The organism is Shewanella mesophila, from assembly GCF_019457515.1.
Taxonomy (GTDB): Bacteria; Pseudomonadota; Gammaproteobacteria; order Enterobacterales; family Shewanellaceae; genus Shewanella; species Shewanella mesophila.
Genome location: NZ_CP080421.1, coordinates 339485 through 360212, shown reverse-complemented (window position 1 = coordinate 360212; position 20728 = coordinate 339485). Strand labels below are relative to the sequence as shown.

Sequence of the window (20728 nt, the reverse complement as noted above, 5' to 3'; positions counted from 1 at the left end):
AAGCAGATGCTTATCAGCCATAGAGTGGTGAGATAGTCAGTCGCCACTACTTTTCTCCCTTGAAATTTCAAATCCTATCCCCCATATCTAAAACATTGTCCACCGATGGGTTTCCTACCTATCGGCTAGAGAAGAGGAAATATCGTGACCACAATCGTTTCAGTACGTCGCAACAACCAAGTAGTCATTGCCGGTGACGGCCAGGTATCACTGGGTAATACAGTGATGAAAGGAAACGCAAAGAAGGTTCGACGCCTTTATCACAACAAAGTGTTAGCTGGATTTGCAGGCGGCACCGCCGATGCGTTTACGCTTTTTGAGCGTTTTGAAGCAAAACTTGAAATGCACCAAGGCCACTTAATGCGCGCCGCTGTCGAGATGGCTAAAGATTGGCGCTCCGATAAAGTGCTGCGTAAACTCGAAGCCCTACTTGCGGTAGCCGACACCGAATGCTCATTGATCATTACGGGCAATGGTGACGTGGTACAACCAGAGAACGATCTTATCGCGATTGGCTCAGGAGGCAACTTTGCTCAGGCAGCAGCAACTGCACTCTTAGAAAACACCGAGCTTAGCGCCAAAGAGATTGCCGAAAAATCGTTAACCATCGCTGGTGATATCTGCGTGTTCACCAACCAATTTAAAACGATTGAAGAACTGAACTACTGATCTTGAGCTAAGCTCGAAATCAATCACCTATGCATCATGCATTAAGGGAAAACTATGTCTGAGATGACTCCTAGAGAGATTGTTCATGAACTGGACAGTCATATCATTGGCCAACAAGCAGCAAAGCGTTCGGTTGCTATCGCATTGCGTAATCGCTGGCGTCGTATGCAGCTTAATGAAGATCTGCGCCAAGAAGTCACCCCAAAGAACATCTTGATGATCGGCCCTACCGGTGTGGGTAAAACTGAAATAGCCCGCCGTTTAGCCAAACTTGCTAAAGCACCTTTTATTAAGGTTGAAGCGACTAAGTTCACCGAAGTGGGCTATGTTGGTAAAGAAGTTGAGCAGATCATTCGCGATCTTACCGATGCAGCAATCAAGTTGACACGTGAAGAACAGATGGCGAAATGTAAATTTAGAGCCGAAGAAGCTGCTGAAGAGCGTATTCTCGATGCCCTCTTACCTAAGCCTAAAGAGGATTGGGACAGCGAAAGCAAAGATGATTCAGCGACTCGCCAAGTTTTTCGCAAGAAACTGCGGGAAGGCCAACTAAACGATAAAGAGATTGAAATTGATATCGCAGCGCCTCAAGTCGGTATCGAAATTATGTCTCCTCCAGGCATGGAAGAGATGACCAATCAGCTGCAAAGCATGTTCCAAAACATGGGACCTGGCGCGAGCAAACGTCGCAAGATGTCGATCAAAGAAGCCTATAAACTGCTTATTGAAGAGGAAGCCGCCAAGCTGGTTAATCAAGATGATCTAAAAGAGCAGGCTATCGAGTTAGTAGAACAGCACGGTATCGTGTTCCTCGATGAGATTGATAAGATCTGTAAGCGCGGTGAGTCATCAGGACCTGATGTTTCTCGTGAAGGTGTGCAACGTGACCTACTACCATTAGTTGAAGGCTGCACCGTCACCACCAAGCACGGTATGGTGAAAACTGACCACATTTTGTTTATCGCTTCTGGTGCATTCCAGATGTCAAAACCGTCTGATCTTATTCCTGAACTTCAGGGGCGTTTGCCGATTCGTGTCGAACTACAAGCACTCTCTGCAAACGACTTTAAGCGCATTCTAACCGAGCCACACGCCTCGCTTACCGAGCAATATGTAGCATTGATGGGCACTGAAGGCGTTAAGATCGAGTTTAGCGATTCAGGTATTGAGCGCATTGCGGAAGCCGCTTGGCAAGTGAATGAGCGTACCGAAAACATTGGTGCCCGTCGTCTGCATACCGTAATGGAGCGCTTGATGGAGGATCTCTCTTTCGAAGCATCTGATAAATCGGGCAGCAACACAGTTATCGATGCCGAGTATGTTAATGCTCACCTCGATAACTTAGTACAAGACGAAGACTTAAGCCGCTTTATCTTGTAATGCTCAAGGGCCTAGGAAATATCAACTTAGGCCCTATTTGTATAAACAAAAACTGAGTATTAGCTTTCTCTATCTAACACAGCAGCTAACACAACAGCTAACACAACAAGGCAAATCAGATGTCAGTTCAAAGCCCCAAGGTCACAGGACTTAAACTTAAACGCAAGTCACGCCTACTCGAAGTCAGTTTCGATGATGGCAACACATACACGTTAAGCTGTGAACTGCTCCGAGTCTACTCGCCATCGGCTGAAGTCCACGGTCACGGCAATCCAGTATTGGTCACCCATAAGAAAAACGTCAATATCGATGCTATCACTCCTGTGGGTAACTATGCGGTTAAAATTGTCTTCGATGATGGTCACGATACCGGCCTATTTTCATGGAAAGTGTTATTTGACTTAGCGACCAATCAGGTCGAACTATGGGAAAACTATCTCGCGAGAATTCGTGCCGCTAAAGCGAGCCGCGAGCCGATGATCGATATGGCGGTGAAGTACCACAACTAGCCCTGTTTTAAGCCAAGTAAGGGAAAACTTCTGCGTGTCGAAACTCAATGCCGATGTCACCATCTTACAAGCGGGGATATTTAGCCAATGGGATGAGGATAGTGATGCTCTGCCTAAGTTTATTAAGGCAACGGTTCATGTCCCAGCTGAGATAGATATAGAGTTCGGCTTCCTCGCTCAAATCAAAAAAGCCAAGAATCAAAAGCTGAGATACTGCATATATCATCCTGATATACCTGATGATAATGACAATATTCGCCCGCCATTTGATGGCGAAGTGTTTATCGAATCTAACGACTGGAAATTCTATCTCGGTGATACTATCTGGGCACCAGAACATAATAAAACTGGCAAATGGCGGATGACTCTTGAACTAAAAGGTAAAGTCGTCGCCGAAAAAACCTTCAATGTTCATCTAAGAGATGATGAAAGCCAAATTTCGGCATTTTGGAAACGGCGTGGATTCTAACTGTGTAAGCTATTCACTATAGGTTAAATGCTCGGTAGCATCCGTGTATCCACGACAGTAGCGTATTAATATCAAAAGAAAATCAATTTATACCGGTAACTTGTCACTTTGCAGGGCGCGATAAGAACGATGCTCGCGATCTTGCTCGGTTAAGCCAAATTGCGCGGCCAAGTTCAATAGCCGCTGTCGATAATCCTCAAGCAAGCTTTCCTCATTGGTCATAATCGCAAACTCGGCAAAATCCCCCAGCCCTTCAAGATGATCGACCGTAATATGAAAGTCCCCAACAAAATAGATGCTGCGAACCTTGCTCATCTTATGTACACTGACATACCCCAGAGTCTCCAGCATGCTCATGGCTTTATAAGCATCACTAATATTGGTGGCTTCACAGCGATCGGCCTCAGGCCCTTTGACTATCCATAGTTTGATCCCCGACGGCTGCATCTCCCGAATACAGAGACTTTTATTTTGGGCTAATAGTTGCTGCTCTGGCGTATCGAAATAGCTGTCAAACTCTAGGTTATCTTGCAGCATCACTTCATGGTGCATACGCTGCAATGTGTCTAGAAATTGAGTTTTCGATGGGATACGGTACTTTAATTCAACCTCAAATTTCCCCTCAAAATGTTGATGGCTCACGACGTCTACTCTTAAGATAATGGGTCGCATTAGGGTAGCATCAATTGACTCAACTGCAGAGAAATCCTTGCGACTTGCTAGCCATATACCACCCAATTCCGTTACAGATATGACACTATTGGCAAGGCTATGGCCTTTATTCTATCGTCCTTTTAACCTACTCTCACTTACTCTAAATAAGCTGTTAGGAAAAGCAGATTGAGCAATATCTGTCAGGTAACTCGACCCTCTAGCATTCACAATGAGCTCTCACCTGAAGAGAGATGGATATGAACCAAGAAGTTAGCCCAAAATACTGTAAGCGTATCGAAGCCGTATGCGATTTTATCGCGCAGCACTTAGAACAGCCGCTGACGCTTGAACAACTCAGTGAAGTGGCGCACTTTTCTAAATATCACTTCCATCGTCAATTCCAGGTATTTACTGGCATAAACGTAGGTAAATATATCGCCATGATGCGACTAAAACGCGCCTCATATCGATTGGTGTTTCACCCTGAACTCAAGATCACCGACATCGCTTTAGATGCGGGTTTTGAGAATAGTGAATCATTCTCTCGTGCGTTTAAAAATGCCTTTAACCAAACTCCATCGCAATTTCGATTAACCCCAAAGTGGGAGCAATGGAGTCAGCAATACACTAAGGTCAAATTGACTAGGAGAGATAGAGTGAAAGTACAACTGACAGAAAGAGATTCGATAAAAATTGCCGTACTTGAACATCAAGGCAGCCCAACATTCCTAAATCAATCGATTCAACAATTCATCGATTGGCGTAAACAAAGCAGTGAATCACCAGTCGCTACGAGTAAGACGCTGGGCATTCCCTATAACGACCCTAATACGGTTCCCCCAGAGGATTTTCATTTTGATATCTGTGGTTCTGTTGAGCAAGATGTCGCAACCAATGAATTTGGCATTATCACTAAAACCATTCCGGCTGGACGCTGCGCCGTTATTCGCCATCACGGACCACACGATCAGATGGATGATAAAATTTATCAATTCTACCGTGAATGGCTGCCTCAAACTGGTGAGGAGTTGCGAGACTTTCCACTCTACTTTGAATATCACAACTTCTTTCCTGAAGTGGCCGAACATGAGTTGATAACCGATATCTATTTTGCGTTGAAGTAGACGTTTACTGGATAGGAAGCAGTTTGACGGCTTACAGAAATGTGGCACTGAGATAGCAGACTTTAAACAATAGGAACCCTAGTTCGCGCTGCTTTTGTAAGCCTTTTAAAAAGAGATTAAATTAAACGAAAAAAGGCTTCCATTACTGGAAGCCTTTTTTCTTAATGTGGCGGAGAGATAGGGATTTGAACCCTAGACGGGCTATAAACCCGTGCCGGTTTTCAAGACCGGTGCATTCGACCACTCTGCCATCTCTCCGAACGCCGAGAATAGTAAGGAAATGGCCTGTAAATGTAAAGCCCAAATTTCACTAACTGAGCAACAAATAATCCATTCAGGCTTTTTTCGTCTTTAAATGCTGTAAAAACCACCTTTGTATCCACAGATACAGCGCAAAATGATTAGATCTTCGCCAAACAAGCAAGAAACCAATCAAAGGTCACAAGAGCTGCTACACACCAAAATTTAGCCTTCAGTATTGGCCATCAATAATTTCTGTAGCTCAGATAACGAACTCACTTGATAGTGAGGCGTGATCCCTTCAGGTGTCAACTGGTTGCTATGATTTAGCCAACACGTATCAAAACCCGCATTGAGCCCCCCTTGAATATCAGAATGAGGATTATCGCCCACCATCAGCACGTGTTCTCTGGCTGGGTGATTCATCTCAGAGAGTGCATGTTCAAAAATAGCCAGATCGGGCTTCGCGACACCAACTTCTTCTGAAATCACTACGGGACAAAAAGCATGTAATAAACCGGTGCGCTGCAAACGTATGGTTTGTAGGGCAGTGAATCCATTAGTGATAATGCCCATGTTGACTTTGCCATGCAGCGCATTAACTAGCTCTTGAGCGCCTGGTAATAAAGTACAGATGTCGGCCATCGCCATTAAAAATGCATCGTTCAATTGCTGCGCGCTGACTTTCAGTTTTTCAGCCCAAGTCTGAAAACGCGTGACTTGTAGATGCGCAGCACTAATTTTTCCGTCTTGATAGTCAACCCAAAGAGGTAAATTTACGGTTTGATAAATATCAAAGTCCTCACGAGTAAAATCCACGCCAAAACGCGAGAACATAAGACGTAACCCCTTAAATGCATCGAAATGAAACAGGGTTTCGTCGGCATCAAACAATATCCATTGGTACTTCATCAAGCTCTCCAACTTTTTAATTCAACCATCAAAACAACTCATTCTAATAGTAAGCGCTAAACCAAGCGAGCTTACTCTATTACCTTGTAACGCTCTGTTGTCCAATCATAAACATACTCAACGCCCTGCCATTCATAGACGGTCCGGCCGTTCTTCTGCTTCACTCTTGCATTGGCGGGTAAACGCTTAATCCCATAGCTGACCTGAACGCCAGTGGTGATAACCTTCGGTGGCGAGATCACGCGCGGCTTAGGTTCTACATATTCACGCGATTGATAACGGTAGGGATAACGCCAACTGTTTCTCCAGTAAGGAAGATAATGATGATTCCAATAGGGATAACCTGTATTAAACCCAATACCGACTCGCCAAGGATCACCATAACCATTTTGCCAGCCGACTCCCCAACTCGAACTCCATGTTGGTTGCACCCAGACATTACTGGTCCACTGAAAGCGATCATGATGCCGCGCTAATTCCGACGCATTCACAGGGCCAGAACATAAACCAAAGCCGATACTCAGTAGCAAAAACAGCCCGCTCGTTTTAGCTTGTCTTATCTTCTTCATATCACCAATTCCCGCCGCGAATATACTTGCCAGTTTACGCCTATTCCACTAGGGGTCAAAGTAAGGCTCTATTCTCACTAACTGACCAATGAAGTCATTTGGGAATAGCGCTCAAAAATGGTATAGTGCGCGCCATATCACATTTTTCTCAGCACGAGTATTTCCATATGAGTTTTAAGGATTTACGCAGTTTCATTGATCACCTTGAAAGCAATGGTGAACTTAAACGTATTAGCTATGCTGTCGATCCACATTTAGAGATGACGGAAATCGCCGACCGTGTTCTGCGCGCGAAAGGCCCAGCATTACTGTTTGAAAATCCTGTTGGCAAATCCATGCCCGTGCTAGCCAACTTATTTGGCACACCTAAGCGTGTCGCCATGGCCTTAGGCAAAGAAGACCCACTGGCCCTCCGCGATGTAGGCGAGCTATTGGCCTTCTTGAAAGAGCCAGAGCCTCCTCGTGGTTTTAAAGATGCGATTGCTAAAATCCCAATGTTTAAGCAGGCTCTCAATATGCCGCCAAAAACAATACGCAACGCGCCTTGCCAAGAGGTGGTGTTAACGGGCGATGATGTCGATTTAACTCAACTGCCAATTCAACATTGCTGGCCAGGCGATGTCGCTCCATTAGTGACTTGGGGGCTTACCATCACCAAAGGGCCGCGTCAGAAACGACAAAACCTCGGCATCTATCGTCAGCAACTGTTAGGCAAAGATAAGCTGATCATGCGCTGGCTTGACCATCGCGGTGGCGCACTCGACTTTAAAGATTTTAAAGAGAAACACCCTGGTGAGCGTTACCCTGTGGTTGTGGCCCTAGGTAGCGATCCTGTGACCATTCTAGGTGCAGTGACTCCGGTACCCGACTCCATGAGTGAATATGCTTTTGCGGGATTACTGCGTGGCGAGCGTACCGAAGTGTGTAAGGCGCTAAGCTGTGACCTTGAAGTGCCAGCCACCAGCGAAATTATCTTAGAAGGTTATATCGACCCGCAAGAGATGGCTGAAGAGGGGCCTTACGGCGATCACACAGGTTATTACAATGAAACCGACGAGTTCCCAGTATTTACCGTAACCCATATTACCCATCGCAAAGATGCCATCTACCACAGCACCTATACAGGCCGTCCACCCGATGAGCCAGCCATGTTAGGTGTGGCACTCAATGAAGTATTTGTGCCGATATTGCGTAAGCAATACCCAGAAATCATCGACTTTTATCTGCCACCTGAAGGGTGTTCTTATCGGATGGCGGTGATCTCCATTCGTAAGCAATATCCAGGTCATGCTAAACGGGTGATGATGGGCGCTTGGTCATTCCTGCGCCAGTTTATGTATACCAAGTTTATTGTCGTGGTCGATGAAGATGTCAATTGTCGTGATTGGAACGATGTCATTTGGGCAATCACTACGCGCATGGACCCTAAACGCGATACTGTGATGATAGACAACACCCCGATCGACTATCTAGACTTTGCTTCGCCCGTCGCCGGCTTGGGTTCAAAAATGGGAATGGATGCTACCAACAAGTGGCCTGGTGAAACCGATCGCGAATGGGGCACGCCTATCGTGATGGATGAGGCCGTCAAGCAAAAGGTCGACGAGATTTGGGATGAGTTAGGCATCGATGAGGCACCAACACTCTAGTGAGAACATAGATTTGGCGTAGGTAATCTACAATATTATCCATATTGATTTTAATCGCGCCAAGACGCTTAATAGCCGATATAATTAGTCAAGTATTAGACGCAGAAGTAAGCCTCCATAGAGAGGTCTAGAAGGAAACTTAATGAACACCATTCGCTGTAAAGTAGAACATGTTACCGCCTTTAATGATGCCGTTTATCGGGTAACATTAACTCCAGAAACCAGTTTCGATTTCAAGGCTGGTCAGTATCTTTGCGTCGTAATGGGTGAAAAAGATAAACGCCCTTTCTCTATCGCATCAGCACCTAATGCCGAGGAGATCGAGTTACACATTGGTGCTGCTGTCAGCGAAAGCTATCCTATGCAGGTGGTTGAGAAACTAAAGCAAAGTGACTATGTCGATATCGAAGCACCAGGAGGGGAAGCTTACCTACGCAGCGAAAGCCGTAGGCCGCGTCTCTTAATCGCTGGCGGCACTGGTTTCTCTTACATCAAAAGCATTGTTGAGCAGCAAATAGCCCTGGGGCAAACAGTAGAAACCACCCTCTATTGGGGCTGCCGAAATCAAGATGCGATGTATTATGAAACCATAGCTCGCCAATGGCATCAAGCCTACCCTTGGCTACATTTTGTGCCCGTTGTTGAAGAAGCAACAGCCAACTGGGAAGGTAAACAGGCCAATCTGCTAGAGCAGATCCAGCGAGATTTTATTAGCCTTAATGGCTATGACATCTATATCGCAGGGCGTTTCGATATGGTCGGCGCAGCACGAGAAGTGTTCCGTGAGATAGGCGTTGAAGAGGAACACCTCTACGGTGATGCGTTTGCCTTCATCAAGTAACACTGTCAATTGAGTCCTGACGTGTAGTCAGGACTCAACCAGCCAATTTAAACCACGGCCTCCATGCCTTCACTACCCTCTAGTCGTTCAATCTTGAAATCATAATAGGCATACGCCGCACTGATAAAAGGACAGACTAAGTTAAAGAAGGCGAAAGGAAGATAGGCAATCGTTGCTACGCCCAAGGTGCTCGCCATATAAGCCCCACAGGTGTTCCACGGAACCAAGGGACTAGTGATGGTTGCAGAATCCTCCAATGCACGACTTAAATTCACTGGCGCTAAGCCATGCTTCTCATATTCAACTTTAAGCATGCGCCCTGGAAGCAATATCGCAATAAACTGATCGCCCGTAATTAAGTTGGCACCGATACAACTCGCTAAAGTAGTGATGATCAAACTACCGCTAGACTTAACCATTGTTAACACATCTTGCATTAGACGTTTAAGTAAGCCCGTTTTCTCCATCACGCCACCAAATGCCATGGCACATAGAATTAACCACACGGTATTGACCATACTGCTCATGCCACCACGACTTAGAAGGTTATCCAGCACCGCATCGCCCGTATTTGCTTTATAGCCATCGAACATGGCAACCCATACACCTTTAAGTAGTGCGACGATCGCAGGCAAGCTATCGTCACTGACAAATTTTATCACCCCATCGTACTGGAATATCACGGCACATATTGCACCAGCCAGCGTCCCTAATATGACAGTTGGGAATGCAGGTAGCTTCTTGTAAGCCAAGACTAAGACCACCAGCAAGGGCAATAACAGATGAAGCCCTGGATGATACTGAGCTTCTAGCAGCGACATAGTGGCAACCAAATCACTAGCACCACCTGCACTGTCACTGTTGAGTCCTAAAAATAGGAATCCAGCCAAGGCAATGATAATACTGGGCGTGGTAGTCCACACCATATGACGAATATGACTAAAGAGTTCACTGCCTGCCACGGCTGGAGCCAAGTTGGTCGTATCGGACATTGGCGACATCTTATCGCCAAAATAGGCACCACTAATAATGGCTCCAGCGGTGATTTCGACGCTTAAGCCCATTGCCCCTGCCACCCCAATGAGTGCAATCCCTAAGGTGCCGGCGACTGTCCATGAACTGCCGATACTTAGGGCTACAACCGCACATAAAAGACAGCTGGCAGCATAGAAGTAATCAGGATCAAGCAGTTTCATGCCATAAAAAATCATTGTCGGCACTGTACCAGCTAAGATCCAAGTACCAATAAGCGACCCCACCGAAAACAAAATGAGTAATGCTCCTGTTGACAGCGATACGCTCTTGATAATCCCGGCTTCCATCTCTTGCCAGCTATAACCGTTTTTCACCCCAACAACCAAGGCTATACACGCGGCCATGATGAGCGCGATCTGGTTAGCGCCATAGGAGCTATCTGATGAAAATAAGTATACCGACGCGGTCAACATACAAACCAGAGCTATCAAAGGGATTAAGGCATCGAGTAACGTTGGGGTTTTATGAGTCGGTTTTTTGGGGTTATCAGACAAAGACTGATTAGAGGTCATGGGTATTCCTTATTATAATTATTTCTATTCCTACGTTCAGCTCATATTACGGATCTGCGTCCACTCATCAGGCTTTACGGCCTGCCATCTTTACACAAAGTTAACAACTCAGTCTAGGCGTCGACCTCGGCAACCCTAGGTTACTGGGCTGTCACCATCTAGCATAAAGACTAAAAATGCACTCAATCTAATTTAATCTCACTACTTATGCAGTAAATTCCGATAATCGCCAAATAAAAATTAAATTAGCAAAATCAATCCAAGGGGATAATTACCGAACAGACAGGGCTGTGGCTTTCAATTCGCCAGCCATTAAATTAGAATTGCCCGCTATTAAAATTTAGCTGCAAAGGCCTAACCAGATGAAACTCACCGCACTCAACCAGCCCCTTTACGACCATTTATATCATGATATTCACCAGTTCCGTTCAACCTTCGATCTACCGAATGAGGATGAAACCACGCTCGATGACAAGGCTGATACATTGCACACATCGTTAGCCATCGAAGAGCTTACCGAGCTGGCCGAAGCCGATTGCCGTGTCGAACAGGCTGACGCGATAGTTGACTCGGTTTATGTATTGATGGGTCGCCTGGTTCACCTAGGTGCTAAACGGGTCGAGGATCGGCTTGAAATTAGCTACGTAATCGATCTATTGCTCCATGTAGCCAAAAACCGCGATATCGACTTTGTGAGCTGCTGGGATGAAGTGCATTCAAGCAATATGAGCAAGGTATGCCGCAACGAACAGGAGCTAGAAGAAACCATCGCTCATTATGCACAGCAAGGCGTTGAGATTGTCGGTAGCCAGAAAGGTGATTTTATCATCGCCAAATGCGCAAAAGATGTAGAGATGGCGGGTAAGGTTGTTCGACAAGGCAAAGTACTAAAATCTGTCTACTATCGACCAGCCGATCTAGACAAGTTAGTTGCGGCCTAATGAGTTAGACGAGAACCGCCAATAAAGTCGGGCAAAACAACCCTAAAAGGTCAACAGACCCTAATAGGCACTTCAAATGGGGTGTCTATTATATGTTGGTTATGTTACAAGAAAGCGTCTAAAGCCTGCGTGAGTTAAGCTAAATAGCCAAATGATGTGAACTGCACTCATTATATCCATTAGATCTAGTGATCCAGTTAACAGCTCTTCAGTTAAACGCTATTCTGTAAACGATTTAGATGATTGAATAAGTTCATATGAATCGAGACTCGATTACCATTTCCTATTCTGGCCAGAGGTAATATCATGACCAACAACATTAAAGCGTTGCTTGCCACCACCGCGCTTTTTTTTAGCACTCAGGCACTAGCCAATAGCGGTTGTGCTTTTGACGAAAAACAAGAAGGCTTTATTGCCACTTGTAGTGAGGAGAAACAGGAAGTGATTTTAACAGGCCAAGTCGCATCGCAAACCTTAGTCACCGAACTTAATGAGTTCAGCCAGGGCTACAAAACATACCAAGTAGATACGGCAGCCACTGCCCCACTGAAGGCGATTGATGAGCCTACAGAGATTATAGTGATCATCGGTACTTGGTGCCCAGATTGCCACCGTGAAACACCTCGCTTTATTCGTATAATGGAAGAGGTAAATAACCCTAATATCAAGATTACCTATATTGGCGTCGATCGTAAGAAACAAGATCCAGAAGGCCTTGCTGCACAATACGAATTCACCCGCATCCCAACATTTATCGTGATGCAAAAGGGTGAAGAGATTGGCCGTATCGTCGAGCGCCCAGAAACTTCACTGGAAATCGATTTAGCTAAAATCTTGCTATAGAAGACTTAGTTGACTGTACCGAGAAGAAAAGCACTTAGAATTGAGTGCTTTTTTAATACTGAAATCCTCGGTCACCGCTCCATCTCCTAAATTCCTTTAATCGCGCAATAAGGGGATTCACAACATCTGACTTCCAGGAATGGAGGGAATGTCTTAAGTATGTAGGGAACATACAAGATCCTGTTGCTTGCAACGAGTGAAGAGCATAATCGAAAGCGCTAAAACTCGCCTGTTAGGCGTGTTTTGGGCGAGTGTTAGGCAAACAACCTAGGAGATAATTCTACTTTAGCCTCGTTGCGTTAAGCTTTAAACCGATTCAGACTGAGAAATACGCTCAGCTAGTAACTGAAGTACGCCTTCTCTAAGCGCCCCGCCAGATAAATTTAGTGATTGAATCTGTAGTAAATTAAATAGAGACAACAAAATAGCGATACCAGCCGCAAACGTTGGTGCACGCTCTTGATGCAGACCGACTACGTCTCGCATACTCACATCTGTTTGCGATAACACCTCTTCTCGCAGTTGCTGTAATACTGCCGAGGTAATCGTTTCAGATAACCCGCGAGCGTTAAGCAATTCGACAACAGATTGCACGGCGCCTGAAGCGCCCACAACACAGTGCCAGCCATAGTCGAGCAACTGAGCTCGATAACCCCCTAAAGCGGATTCAACATGGTTTTGTGCAGCATCAAAATCTAATTGCTGAAAAGGGAAGCTATTAAAGAATTTGTCATTGAAGGTCACGCAACCTATATCTAAGCTGGTTTTTAACAGCACCTTATTACCATCGCCGATAATAAACTCTGTGCTTGCACCACCAATATCGATCACTAAACGACGCCCTTCTCCGCAGGTTGTCGCGACCATACCTTGATAGATCAATTCAGCTTCTCGCAAACCTGAAATGATCTCAATAGGTTGACCTAATATCGGCAAGGCCGCAGTGCAAAATGCCTCTGCGTTACTGATGCTACGTAATGTGGCGGTTGCGATAACAGCGATATTGTCGCGATCAACCCCCTCCTTATCTAGCATCGAAGAGAACATCATTAAACAATCTAAACCACGATTGAACACAGTTTGATTCAAGGTACCATCAGCACCTATACCTTCGGCCAATCGAACCTTACGCTTATATTTAGCCACAACTTTAGGTTTGCCGGCGACGGTTTGCGCCACCAGCATATTGAAACTATTTGAACCTAAAGTAATGGCTGCGTAGAGCGGCCCTGAATTGGAGCGCTTCATTTAGCTGTGTCTACGAGTCCTATCATGGCGTCGTGGACGCGCTCCAGGACGACCACCTTGAGGCTTCCCACTACCTGGACGACCCGTAGGGCGTGTCGTGTGTTTACGATGAATTCGTACCGGTGGTGGAAGATCATCAAGCAAGGCATCGCTATCGTAGTTAGTCACAGGGATAGAGTGCTGAATGTAGCTCTCGATCGCTGGTAAGTTAAGGGCATACTCTTCACAGGCGAAACTGATTGAGATCCCTTTTTGACCAGCACGACCTGTACGGCCGATACGATGCACATAATCTTCGCAATCATCTGGAAGATCATAGTTGTAAACGTGCGACACATCAGAGATATGTAATCCACGCGCCGCAACATCGGTTGCCACTAAAATATCTAAGTCGCCAGAGGTAAACTGCTCAAGAATGCGAATACGCTTCTTCTGCGGCACATCACCAGTCAGCAAACCAACGCGATGACCATCACCCTCTAAATGTGCCCAAAGATTTTCGCAGCTGTGCTTAGTGTTAGAGAATACGATAGCTTTTTCAGGCCAATCCTCTTCAATCAAGGTTAGCAACAAGCGCATCTTCTCTTCCTGTGAAGGATAGAAGATCTCTTCGGTAATATTTTTCGAGGTTTTTTCGCTCGGTGCAATTTCGACTTTTTCGGGATCATTCATATGATCATAAGCCAACTCTTGCACTTTCATTGACAGCGTCGCTGAAAACAACATGTTAAGACGTGACTTAGCATCAGGCATACGCCTAAATAGGAAGCGAATATCCTTGATAAAGCCTAGATCAAACATACGATCGGCTTCATCGAGCACTACGGCCTGAATCGAACTGACGTTCAGTACACCTTGACGAACATAATCGATAATACGCCCGGTTGTACCGATCAAAATATCTACGCCCTTATCCAGCACCTTACGCTGCACATCGTAGCTTTCACCACCAAAGACAATACCGACTTTTAGGCCTGTATGTTTAGCAAGTAAATTCGCATCTTTAGCAATTTGAATTGCCAACTCACGAGTAGGCGCCATCACAATCGCACGAGGCTGATTAGTTTCACGACCTTCGGGAACAGAAGTTGTCAGTAAGTGGTTAAAGGTGGCAATTAGAAAGGCTAAGGTTTTACCCGTACCCGTCTGTGCTTGACCCGCAATATCTTTATGCTGAAGTAAAATCGGTAATGATAATGCTTGGATAGGCGTGCAATATTCAAAGCCGCTTTCGATTAGTGCCTTTTGGATCTCTGGATGCAGAGAAAAGTCGGCAAACTTTTGATTTGTTAAATGTGTTTCGCTCATAGCGCAAGCATACCAGTTAGGGTTGCAATAAGGAACTCGATCGTTTGAAATAACGGCTAATGAAAAAAGAGTTCTGAAAGCCGCTAAAATATCTTGAAAAGCTAATTTCAGACCCAATATACAGGTTAAGCCATTAACAAACCAGCAATGGCACCCTAACTGGAGAACATCATGAGCGATAAAATTATTACCTTAACTGACGACAGCTTCGAAAATGACGTAATTAAGTCTGAAATCCCTGTATTGGTTGATTTCTGGGCTGAATGGTGTGGTCCTTGTAAAATGATTGCTCCAATCTTAGACGACGTAGCTGAAGAGTATGAAGGCAAGGTGACTATCGCTAAGCTAAACGTTGACCAAAATAACGCTTCACCAGCCAAATATGGTGTTCGTGGTATCCCAACACTACTTATGTTTAAAAATGGTGAGCTTGCAGATACTAAGGTCGGCGCGCTTTCTAAAACTCAACTAAAAGAGTTTATCGACGCGCAGCTATAAAAAATTGCGTTCACTGTGACTTTTTGGTCATAGAAAGTGACTCTCGACACAGCCTTGTAAAGTAATTGTGTCCAGAGTCACTAAATTTCTAGACGATTAGCCTTGTTAGTGCTACTTTAATAACCAGACTCATTCTAACTAACCCACTTCTTGCTATCCGATCGATACTCTTAAAGTTACACATCAGTAGATCAAAGATGGCATTGTCACGTAAGAACAAGACCCACCACGATGAATTTATCAGAATTAAAAGACACACCGATTTCAGATTTAGTACAACTTGCCCAAGACATGAAGCTAGAAAATATGGCCCGCGCTCGCAAGCAGGACATCATTTTCGCAATCCTTAAAGCCCACGCAAAAAGCGGCGAAGATATTTTCGGTGGTGGTGTTTTAGAGATTCTGCAAGATGGCTTTGGCTTCCTTCGTAGCTCTGATGGTTCATACCTAGCAGGTCCTGACGATATCTATGTGTCGCCAAGCCAAATACGCCGCTTTAACATGCGTACAGGTGACACCATCTTCGGTAAGATTCGTCCACCAAAAGAGGGCGAACGTTATTTCGCCCTATTAAAAGTGACCGAAGTTAACTTCGATAAGCCAGAAAACTCTCGTAATAAAATCCTATTTGAAAACCTTACCCCTCTGCATGCCGAAGAACGTATGCGTATGGAGCGTGGTAATGGTTCAACTGAAGATATTACTTCTCGAATCCTAGATCTGTGTTCACCCATTGGTAAAGGCCAACGTGGCTTGATCGTAGCGCCGCCCAAAGCAGGTAAAACACTACTACTTCAGAATATGGCGCAAAGCATCGCCTACAACAATCCTGAAGTGGTATTGATGGTGCTGCTAATCGATGAGCGTCCAGAAGAAGTAACCGAAATGCAACGTATGGTGAAAGGCGAAGTTATTGCTTCTACCTTCGATGAACCAGCGAGCCGTCACGTACAAGTTGCAGAAATGGTTATCGAAAAAGCTAAACGATTAGTTGAGCACAAGAAAGACGTGGTTATCTTGCTTGACTCTATCACCCGTCTTGCACGTGCTTACAACACAGTTATCCCATCATCAGGTAAGGTTCTTACTGGTGGTGTCGATGCTAACGCACTACATCGTCCAAAGCGTTTCTTCGGTGCGGCACGTAACATCGAACACGGCGGCAGCTTGACCATTATCGCAACAGCATTGGTTGATACAGGTTCGAAAATGGATGAAGTGATTTACGAAGAGTTTAAAGGTACAGGTAACCAAGAGTTACACCTTTCTCGTAAAGCCGCTGAGAAACGTGTTTTCCCAGCGATCGACTTTAATCGCTCTGGTACTCGTCGTGAAGAGAAGCTCACCACACCTGATGAGCTACAAAAGATGTGGATCCTACGTAAAATCCTTAATCCAATGGATGAGGTGAGCGGTATGGAATTCCTTATCGATAAGCTGGCTATGACCAAGACCAACGATGAGTTCTTTACAGCGATGAAACGCGCTAAGAGCTAAGTAATAGATTATCGATACTTAATAAAATGCCGCTAATTAGCGGCATTTTTTATGAGTGTAAGCGGTCATTGTTATTGCCCAAAGTGAGCAATCCTCTGCTTGCACAACTTGCGTAAATGCTCCCGCAGCAGTAGAACAAGCGGCGTAACATGTTGACGACCAGGACAAACCAAATAGAGATCTGCGCTTTCACCACTGTACTGCGTTAGCATTGGTACTAGACTACCGCTAGCTAAATCTTCAGCTAAATCTACAGAAGATTTGTAAACAACGCCCTTTCCAGCAAGCGCCCATTTTCTGGCAACTTCAGCATCATTACAGATACGATTTCCCGATACACGTACCTTATGTACTTGTTGATCTCGATAGAAGCACCATTGATCGTGAGTTCGCTGATCTAACATGAAAAACAAGCAGTTGTGCTTTTCTAAATCCGCTAGAGTTTCCACCTTACCATATCTATCTATATAGCCTGGAGAAGCACATAAGACCCGCTTTGCAGAACAGATCTTAAACGCAACTAAACTGGAATCTTTGGGGTTACCTGAACGCAACGCAACATCAATTTTATCATGGTAAAAGTCGGTCAAACTATCGGATAAATGCAGCCTTAACTGCAACTGCGGATGTTCATCCATGAGCATGTCGAGCCAAGGCAGAATAAAGTTACGCCCTGCATCAGACGGCAATGCGAGACTCAATGTACCAGTAATCTTATCTTTTATACTCGCCAGCGCCTGCTCTCCTAAACGAAGATCTTCTAGCGCGGATCGGCAATAACTAAGATAGCGCTCACCTGCTGCAGTTAAACGTAAACTTCGAGTACTACGAATGAACAGCACGGTATCAAGTTGCTTTTCTAGCCGTTTAAGCCCTGCACTTGCAACGGCTGTAGAGATATCTAACTCAACTGCCGCCGCAGTCAAACTGCCACAATCGGCAACACGTACAAACAAAATTAAGTCAGCTAATTGCATCAGTAGGACATTCGAGTAACGGCGATTTATGCATGCTAAATTTTATCGATATAAAAAGAAAGCCTGCATTTCGCAGGCTTGGTTATTTGGACATAAAAACTAAACTAAAGCGGTAGCCATCTTACGGCGTAGATAGGCAATTTGCTGCATATGAGGCAGATCTTTGGGGCAGTTATCCTGACAACCGAGCAGGGTCATGCAGCCAAATACGCCATCTTGATTACCGATAACATGGTAAAAATCTTCGACACTACGGGCGTCGCGACTATCGAGTTCAAAGCGGGCAATTTTCATCATCCCAACGGCCCCCACAAAGGTATCACGCATCTGTTTTGTCGCACAGGCCGAGACGCATACGCCACACTCGACGCAGCGTTCAAGCTCATAAAGCTTGGCCGCCTCTTCAGGTGCCATTGGCGCTTCGATGCGATGAATATCTATTTCATCAGTTTTTGGGTGTAGCCATAACTTCAAGCGCTCGGCGAGTTCACGCATAAACTTACCCGTATTCACCGAAAGATCGCCTATTAGCTCAAATCCGGGCAGTGGCATCAAGGTGATCTCACCTTTAGGGTATTTGCTGGTGAGTGTACGGCACGCCAATGTTGGATAACCATTGATCACCATGGCGCAGCTGCCACAAATCCCAGCACGGCAGACAAAATCAAACTGCAATGAGGGATCTTGTTTTTCCCTGAGCATATTAAGGGCGATAAATACCGTCATACCTGGCGCTTCTTCAAGCTGGTATTTGACCATCTTCGGTTTATCGTCAGGCTCTTGCGGATCATAACGGAAGATATTAAAGGTTAATGTACGCCCCTGACTCATTGGTTTTTATCTCCAAGCTGTTGACTATTTTTAAGCTGCTTATCGTGTAAACGCTCATTTTTCTCTTTTAATGAAGGCGGAACATCAAAAGGCATTATCGCCCGCTGCCGTTCATAACGATCGGCGTCATCCCCTAAGCCACTTAATATTTCAGTGATCTGCTGCTCACGCTTCTCTGTGTCTGGGTGTGCAATCGCATTATTGATCCCGTAGCCACGATATCCCGGTGGCAACTCCATCTTCATCACATCAAGTTGCTCATAATCAAGCTCGGGCAGGGTGGCATCATGATTTGGCCAACTAGAGAGGGTTCGATTGAGCCACTCTTTATCATTACGTTGCGGGAAGTCTTCACGAGCATGAGCACCACGACTTTCGGTACGCGCCTCAGCGCCGCAGGCAACCGTGAGCGCCACCTTAAGCATACGTTTAACTCTTAGAGCTTCGACTAGCTCAGGGTTGGCATGTCGTTTTTTACAAGTCAGGCCGATATTACGTGAACGCAGCAACAGGGCTTGTAATTGCTCAACCGCCTTTTGTAATTCGGGGCCGTTGCGGAAAATACCCACGTAATCCATCATGATACGCTGCATCTCAAGCTTAATATCAAAAGCGGATTCGCTGCCCTGACCTTCAACCAAATCATCAATTTCACTGCGAACTTGAGTAACAAATTTGTCCACCAACGCAGTATCGATCTCTAAGGTGTTTTGCTCGCAGAAATCGGCGACATATTTGCCGATGATCATCCCACCTACCACGGTTTCAGCCAGCGAATTTCCACCCAGGCGGTTAAATCCATGCATGTCCCAACAAGCGGCCTCACCGACGCTAAATAACCCCTTAAGCTGAGGGTTTTGACCAGTGGCATCGGTACGAATCCCTCCCATTGAATAATGCTGAGTCGGACGCACGGGAATCCAATCTTTGGCAGGATCTATCCCTAAAAAGTTTTCGCAAATCTCTTTTACTTCACGCAAGTTAGTCTCGACATGCTTACGTCCAAGCAAGGTAATATCGAGCCATAAATGCGGTCCATAAGGACTATCGACGCCTTTACCTTTGCGAATATGCTCAGTCATACGCCGTGATACCACATCACGAGAGGCAAGCTCCTTCTTCTCTGGCTCATAGTCGGGCATAAATCGGTGACCATCTTTATCACGTAATAAGCCGCCATCACCACGACAACCTTCTGTGGTTAAAATCCCTACGGGCACTATGGCAGTGGGATGAAACTGCACCGCCTCCATATTGCCAAGCTTAGCGACGCCGGTTTCAAGGGCTAACGCCTGACCAATACCTTCACAGATGATCGCGTTAGTTGACACCTCATAGATACGACCGTAACCGCCAGTAGCGATAGTCGTCGATTTGCCGATATAAGCCCTTAACTCACCAGTAATAAGACAGCGGGCGACCACACCATGACAGCGACTACCATCATGAATAAGCGCTAATGCTTCAATGCGCTCATGCACCGGAATATCCATAGAAATGGCTTTATTATCGACCGCATATAGCAACGAGTGCCCCGTTCCATCGGCGGTATAGCAGGTACGCCACTTCTTGGTACCACCAAAGTCACGGGCATTAATTAACCCATGCGCTTCTTCCGCTTCTTCGATCGTAACCTTTTCCGCATTGACTACAACGTCTCTTGGGCCTTTAGTCACCCGAGTCCAGGGCACGCCCCAGTTTGCGAGTTCGCGCACCGCTTTCGGTGCACAATGAGCAAACATACGTGCGACCTCTTGATCACAGCCCCAATCCGATCCTTTTACTGTATCTTGAAAATGGACATCTTCATCGTCACCCATCCCCTTCACTGTATTACCTAGGCTAGCCTGCATGCCGCCCTGTGCTGCTGCTGAATGCGAACGTTTTGCAGGAATAAGGGAGAGGACGACAGTATCTAATCCTCGCTCTTTTGATGCTATGGCGACTCTCAGACCTGCGAGCCCCGCACCAACCACTAAAGAATCGGTATATATCAGTTTCACACTTGCTCCTTAACTAGGG

20 protein-coding genes and 1 tRNA gene are annotated in these 20728 nt (G+C 45.6%); 11 read left to right on the top strand and 10 right to left on the bottom strand.

The window, feature by feature from the left end; genetic code table 11:
- Positions 1 to 144 precede the first annotated feature (144 nt).
- The 4 genes from hslV (at position 145) to K0I73_RS01645 (ending at position 3027) form a co-directional block, all read left to right on the top strand.
- Positions 145 to 669: an ATP-dependent protease subunit HslV gene (gene hslV, locus K0I73_RS01660; RefSeq protein WP_220062828.1), complete on the top strand. Its 525-nt coding sequence runs from the start codon at positions 145 to 147 to the stop codon at positions 667 to 669.
- Between the two features lie 54 nt (positions 670 to 723).
- A complete protein-coding gene (gene hslU, locus K0I73_RS01655; RefSeq protein ID WP_220062827.1) occupies positions 724 to 2049 on the top strand; it encodes an ATP-dependent protease ATPase subunit HslU in 1326 nt (441 codons plus the stop codon).
- 119 nt (positions 2050 to 2168) lie between these two features.
- The gene (locus K0I73_RS01650) at positions 2169 to 2558 is read left to right on the top strand and encodes a gamma-butyrobetaine hydroxylase family protein (protein ID WP_220062826.1); all 390 of its coding nucleotides are present in this window, start codon (positions 2169 to 2171) and stop codon (positions 2556 to 2558) included.
- A gap of 34 nt (positions 2559 to 2592) precedes the next feature.
- On the top strand, positions 2593 to 3027 hold the full coding sequence (locus tag K0I73_RS01645) for a DUF3859 domain-containing protein (RefSeq protein ID WP_220062825.1): 435 nt from the start codon (positions 2593 to 2595) through the stop codon (positions 3025 to 3027).
- A gap of 87 nt (positions 3028 to 3114) precedes the next feature.
- On the opposite strand, the gene cyaB is transcribed toward K0I73_RS01645, so the two are convergent.
- Positions 3115 to 3669, bottom strand: coding sequence for a class IV adenylate cyclase (gene cyaB, locus K0I73_RS01640; protein ID WP_258405256.1), 555 nt, complete (start codon positions 3667 to 3669; stop codon positions 3115 to 3117).
- A gap of 269 nt (positions 3670 to 3938) precedes the next feature.
- Between cyaB and K0I73_RS01635 the strand changes: the two genes are divergently transcribed.
- Positions 3939 to 4805: an AraC family transcriptional regulator gene (locus K0I73_RS01635; protein WP_258405255.1), complete on the top strand. Its 867-nt coding sequence runs from the start codon at positions 3939 to 3941 to the stop codon at positions 4803 to 4805.
- Positions 4806 to 4972: 167 nt separating this feature from the next.
- Here K0I73_RS01635 and K0I73_RS01630 read toward each other — a convergent pair.
- From K0I73_RS01630 to K0I73_RS01620, 3 genes are all read right to left on the bottom strand, one after another.
- Positions 4973 to 5063: transfer RNA gene (locus K0I73_RS01630), tRNA-Ser, on the bottom strand.
- 207 nt (positions 5064 to 5270) lie between these two features.
- Positions 5271 to 5957 (bottom strand): pyrimidine 5'-nucleotidase, encoded by a 687-nt coding sequence (gene yjjG, locus K0I73_RS01625; RefSeq protein ID WP_220062822.1) that lies wholly within the window; start codon positions 5955 to 5957, stop codon positions 5271 to 5273.
- A 71-nt stretch (positions 5958 to 6028) separates the two neighbouring features.
- Positions 6029 to 6526: a hypothetical protein gene (locus K0I73_RS01620; RefSeq protein WP_258405254.1), complete on the bottom strand. Its 498-nt coding sequence runs from the start codon at positions 6524 to 6526 to the stop codon at positions 6029 to 6031.
- A 167-nt stretch (positions 6527 to 6693) separates the two neighbouring features.
- On the opposite strand from K0I73_RS01620, the gene ubiD reads away from it, so the two are divergent.
- Both ubiD and fre read left to right on the top strand, forming a co-directional pair.
- The gene (ubiD, locus tag K0I73_RS01615; protein WP_220062821.1) at positions 6694 to 8175 is read left to right on the top strand and encodes a 4-hydroxy-3-polyprenylbenzoate decarboxylase; all 1482 of its coding nucleotides are present in this window, start codon (positions 6694 to 6696) and stop codon (positions 8173 to 8175) included.
- A gap of 142 nt (positions 8176 to 8317) precedes the next feature.
- Entirely contained in the window at positions 8318 to 9016 is a 699-nt protein-coding gene (fre, locus tag K0I73_RS01610) for an NAD(P)H-flavin reductase (protein ID WP_220062820.1), read from the top strand.
- Between the two features lie 47 nt (positions 9017 to 9063).
- On the opposite strand, the gene nhaC is transcribed toward fre, so the two are convergent.
- A complete protein-coding gene (nhaC, locus tag K0I73_RS01605) occupies positions 9064 to 10563 on the bottom strand; it encodes a Na+/H+ antiporter NhaC (protein WP_220062819.1) in 1500 nt (499 codons plus the stop codon).
- A 362-nt stretch (positions 10564 to 10925) separates the two neighbouring features.
- Here nhaC and K0I73_RS01600 point away from each other — a divergent pair, with 362 nt between their 5' ends.
- Together K0I73_RS01600 and K0I73_RS01595 are read left to right on the top strand one after the other, a co-directional pair.
- On the top strand, positions 10926 to 11504 hold the full coding sequence (locus tag K0I73_RS01600; protein ID WP_220062818.1) for a nucleoside triphosphate pyrophosphohydrolase family protein: 579 nt from the start codon (positions 10926 to 10928) through the stop codon (positions 11502 to 11504).
- A gap of 306 nt (positions 11505 to 11810) precedes the next feature.
- Entirely contained in the window at positions 11811 to 12347 is a 537-nt protein-coding gene (locus tag K0I73_RS01595) for a DUF6568 family protein (RefSeq protein WP_220062817.1), read from the top strand.
- 306 nt (positions 12348 to 12653) lie between these two features.
- On the opposite strand, the gene K0I73_RS01590 is transcribed toward K0I73_RS01595, so the two are convergent.
- Positions 12654 to 13595 carry a Ppx/GppA phosphatase family protein gene (locus K0I73_RS01590; RefSeq protein ID WP_220062816.1) on the bottom strand — a complete coding sequence of 314 codons (942 nt, stop codon included), beginning with the start codon at positions 13593 to 13595 and terminating at the stop codon, positions 12654 to 12656.
- Positions 13596 to 14903: an ATP-dependent RNA helicase RhlB gene (rhlB, locus tag K0I73_RS01585; protein ID WP_220062815.1), complete on the bottom strand. Its 1308-nt coding sequence runs from the start codon at positions 14901 to 14903 to the stop codon at positions 13596 to 13598. It lies immediately after the preceding gene.
- Between the two features lie 171 nt (positions 14904 to 15074).
- On the opposite strand from rhlB, the gene trxA reads away from it, so the two are divergent.
- Positions 15075 to 15401, top strand: coding sequence for a thioredoxin TrxA (gene trxA / locus K0I73_RS01580; protein ID WP_220062814.1), 327 nt, complete (start codon positions 15075 to 15077; stop codon positions 15399 to 15401).
- Positions 15402 to 15632: 231 nt separating this feature from the next.
- Positions 15633 to 16898, top strand: a complete 1266-nt coding sequence (rho, locus tag K0I73_RS01575) for a transcription termination factor Rho (RefSeq protein WP_220062813.1) — start codon at positions 15633 to 15635, stop codon at positions 16896 to 16898.
- Positions 16899 to 16969: 71 nt separating this feature from the next.
- On the opposite strand, the gene K0I73_RS01570 is transcribed toward rho, so the two are convergent.
- The 3 genes from K0I73_RS01570 to K0I73_RS01560 form a co-directional block, all read right to left on the bottom strand.
- Positions 16970 to 17875, bottom strand: a complete 906-nt coding sequence (locus K0I73_RS01570; protein ID WP_220062812.1) for a LysR family transcriptional regulator — start codon at positions 17873 to 17875, stop codon at positions 16970 to 16972.
- A gap of 99 nt (positions 17876 to 17974) precedes the next feature.
- Positions 17975 to 18706 (bottom strand): fumarate reductase iron-sulfur subunit, encoded by a 732-nt coding sequence (locus K0I73_RS01565; protein ID WP_220062811.1) that lies wholly within the window; start codon positions 18704 to 18706, stop codon positions 17975 to 17977.
- Entirely contained in the window at positions 18703 to 20709 is a 2007-nt protein-coding gene (locus K0I73_RS01560; RefSeq protein ID WP_220062810.1) for a fumarate reductase flavoprotein subunit, read from the bottom strand. The genes K0I73_RS01565 and K0I73_RS01560 overlap by 4 nt, the downstream gene beginning before the upstream one ends.
- Positions 20710 to 20728: the final 19 nt, after the last annotated feature.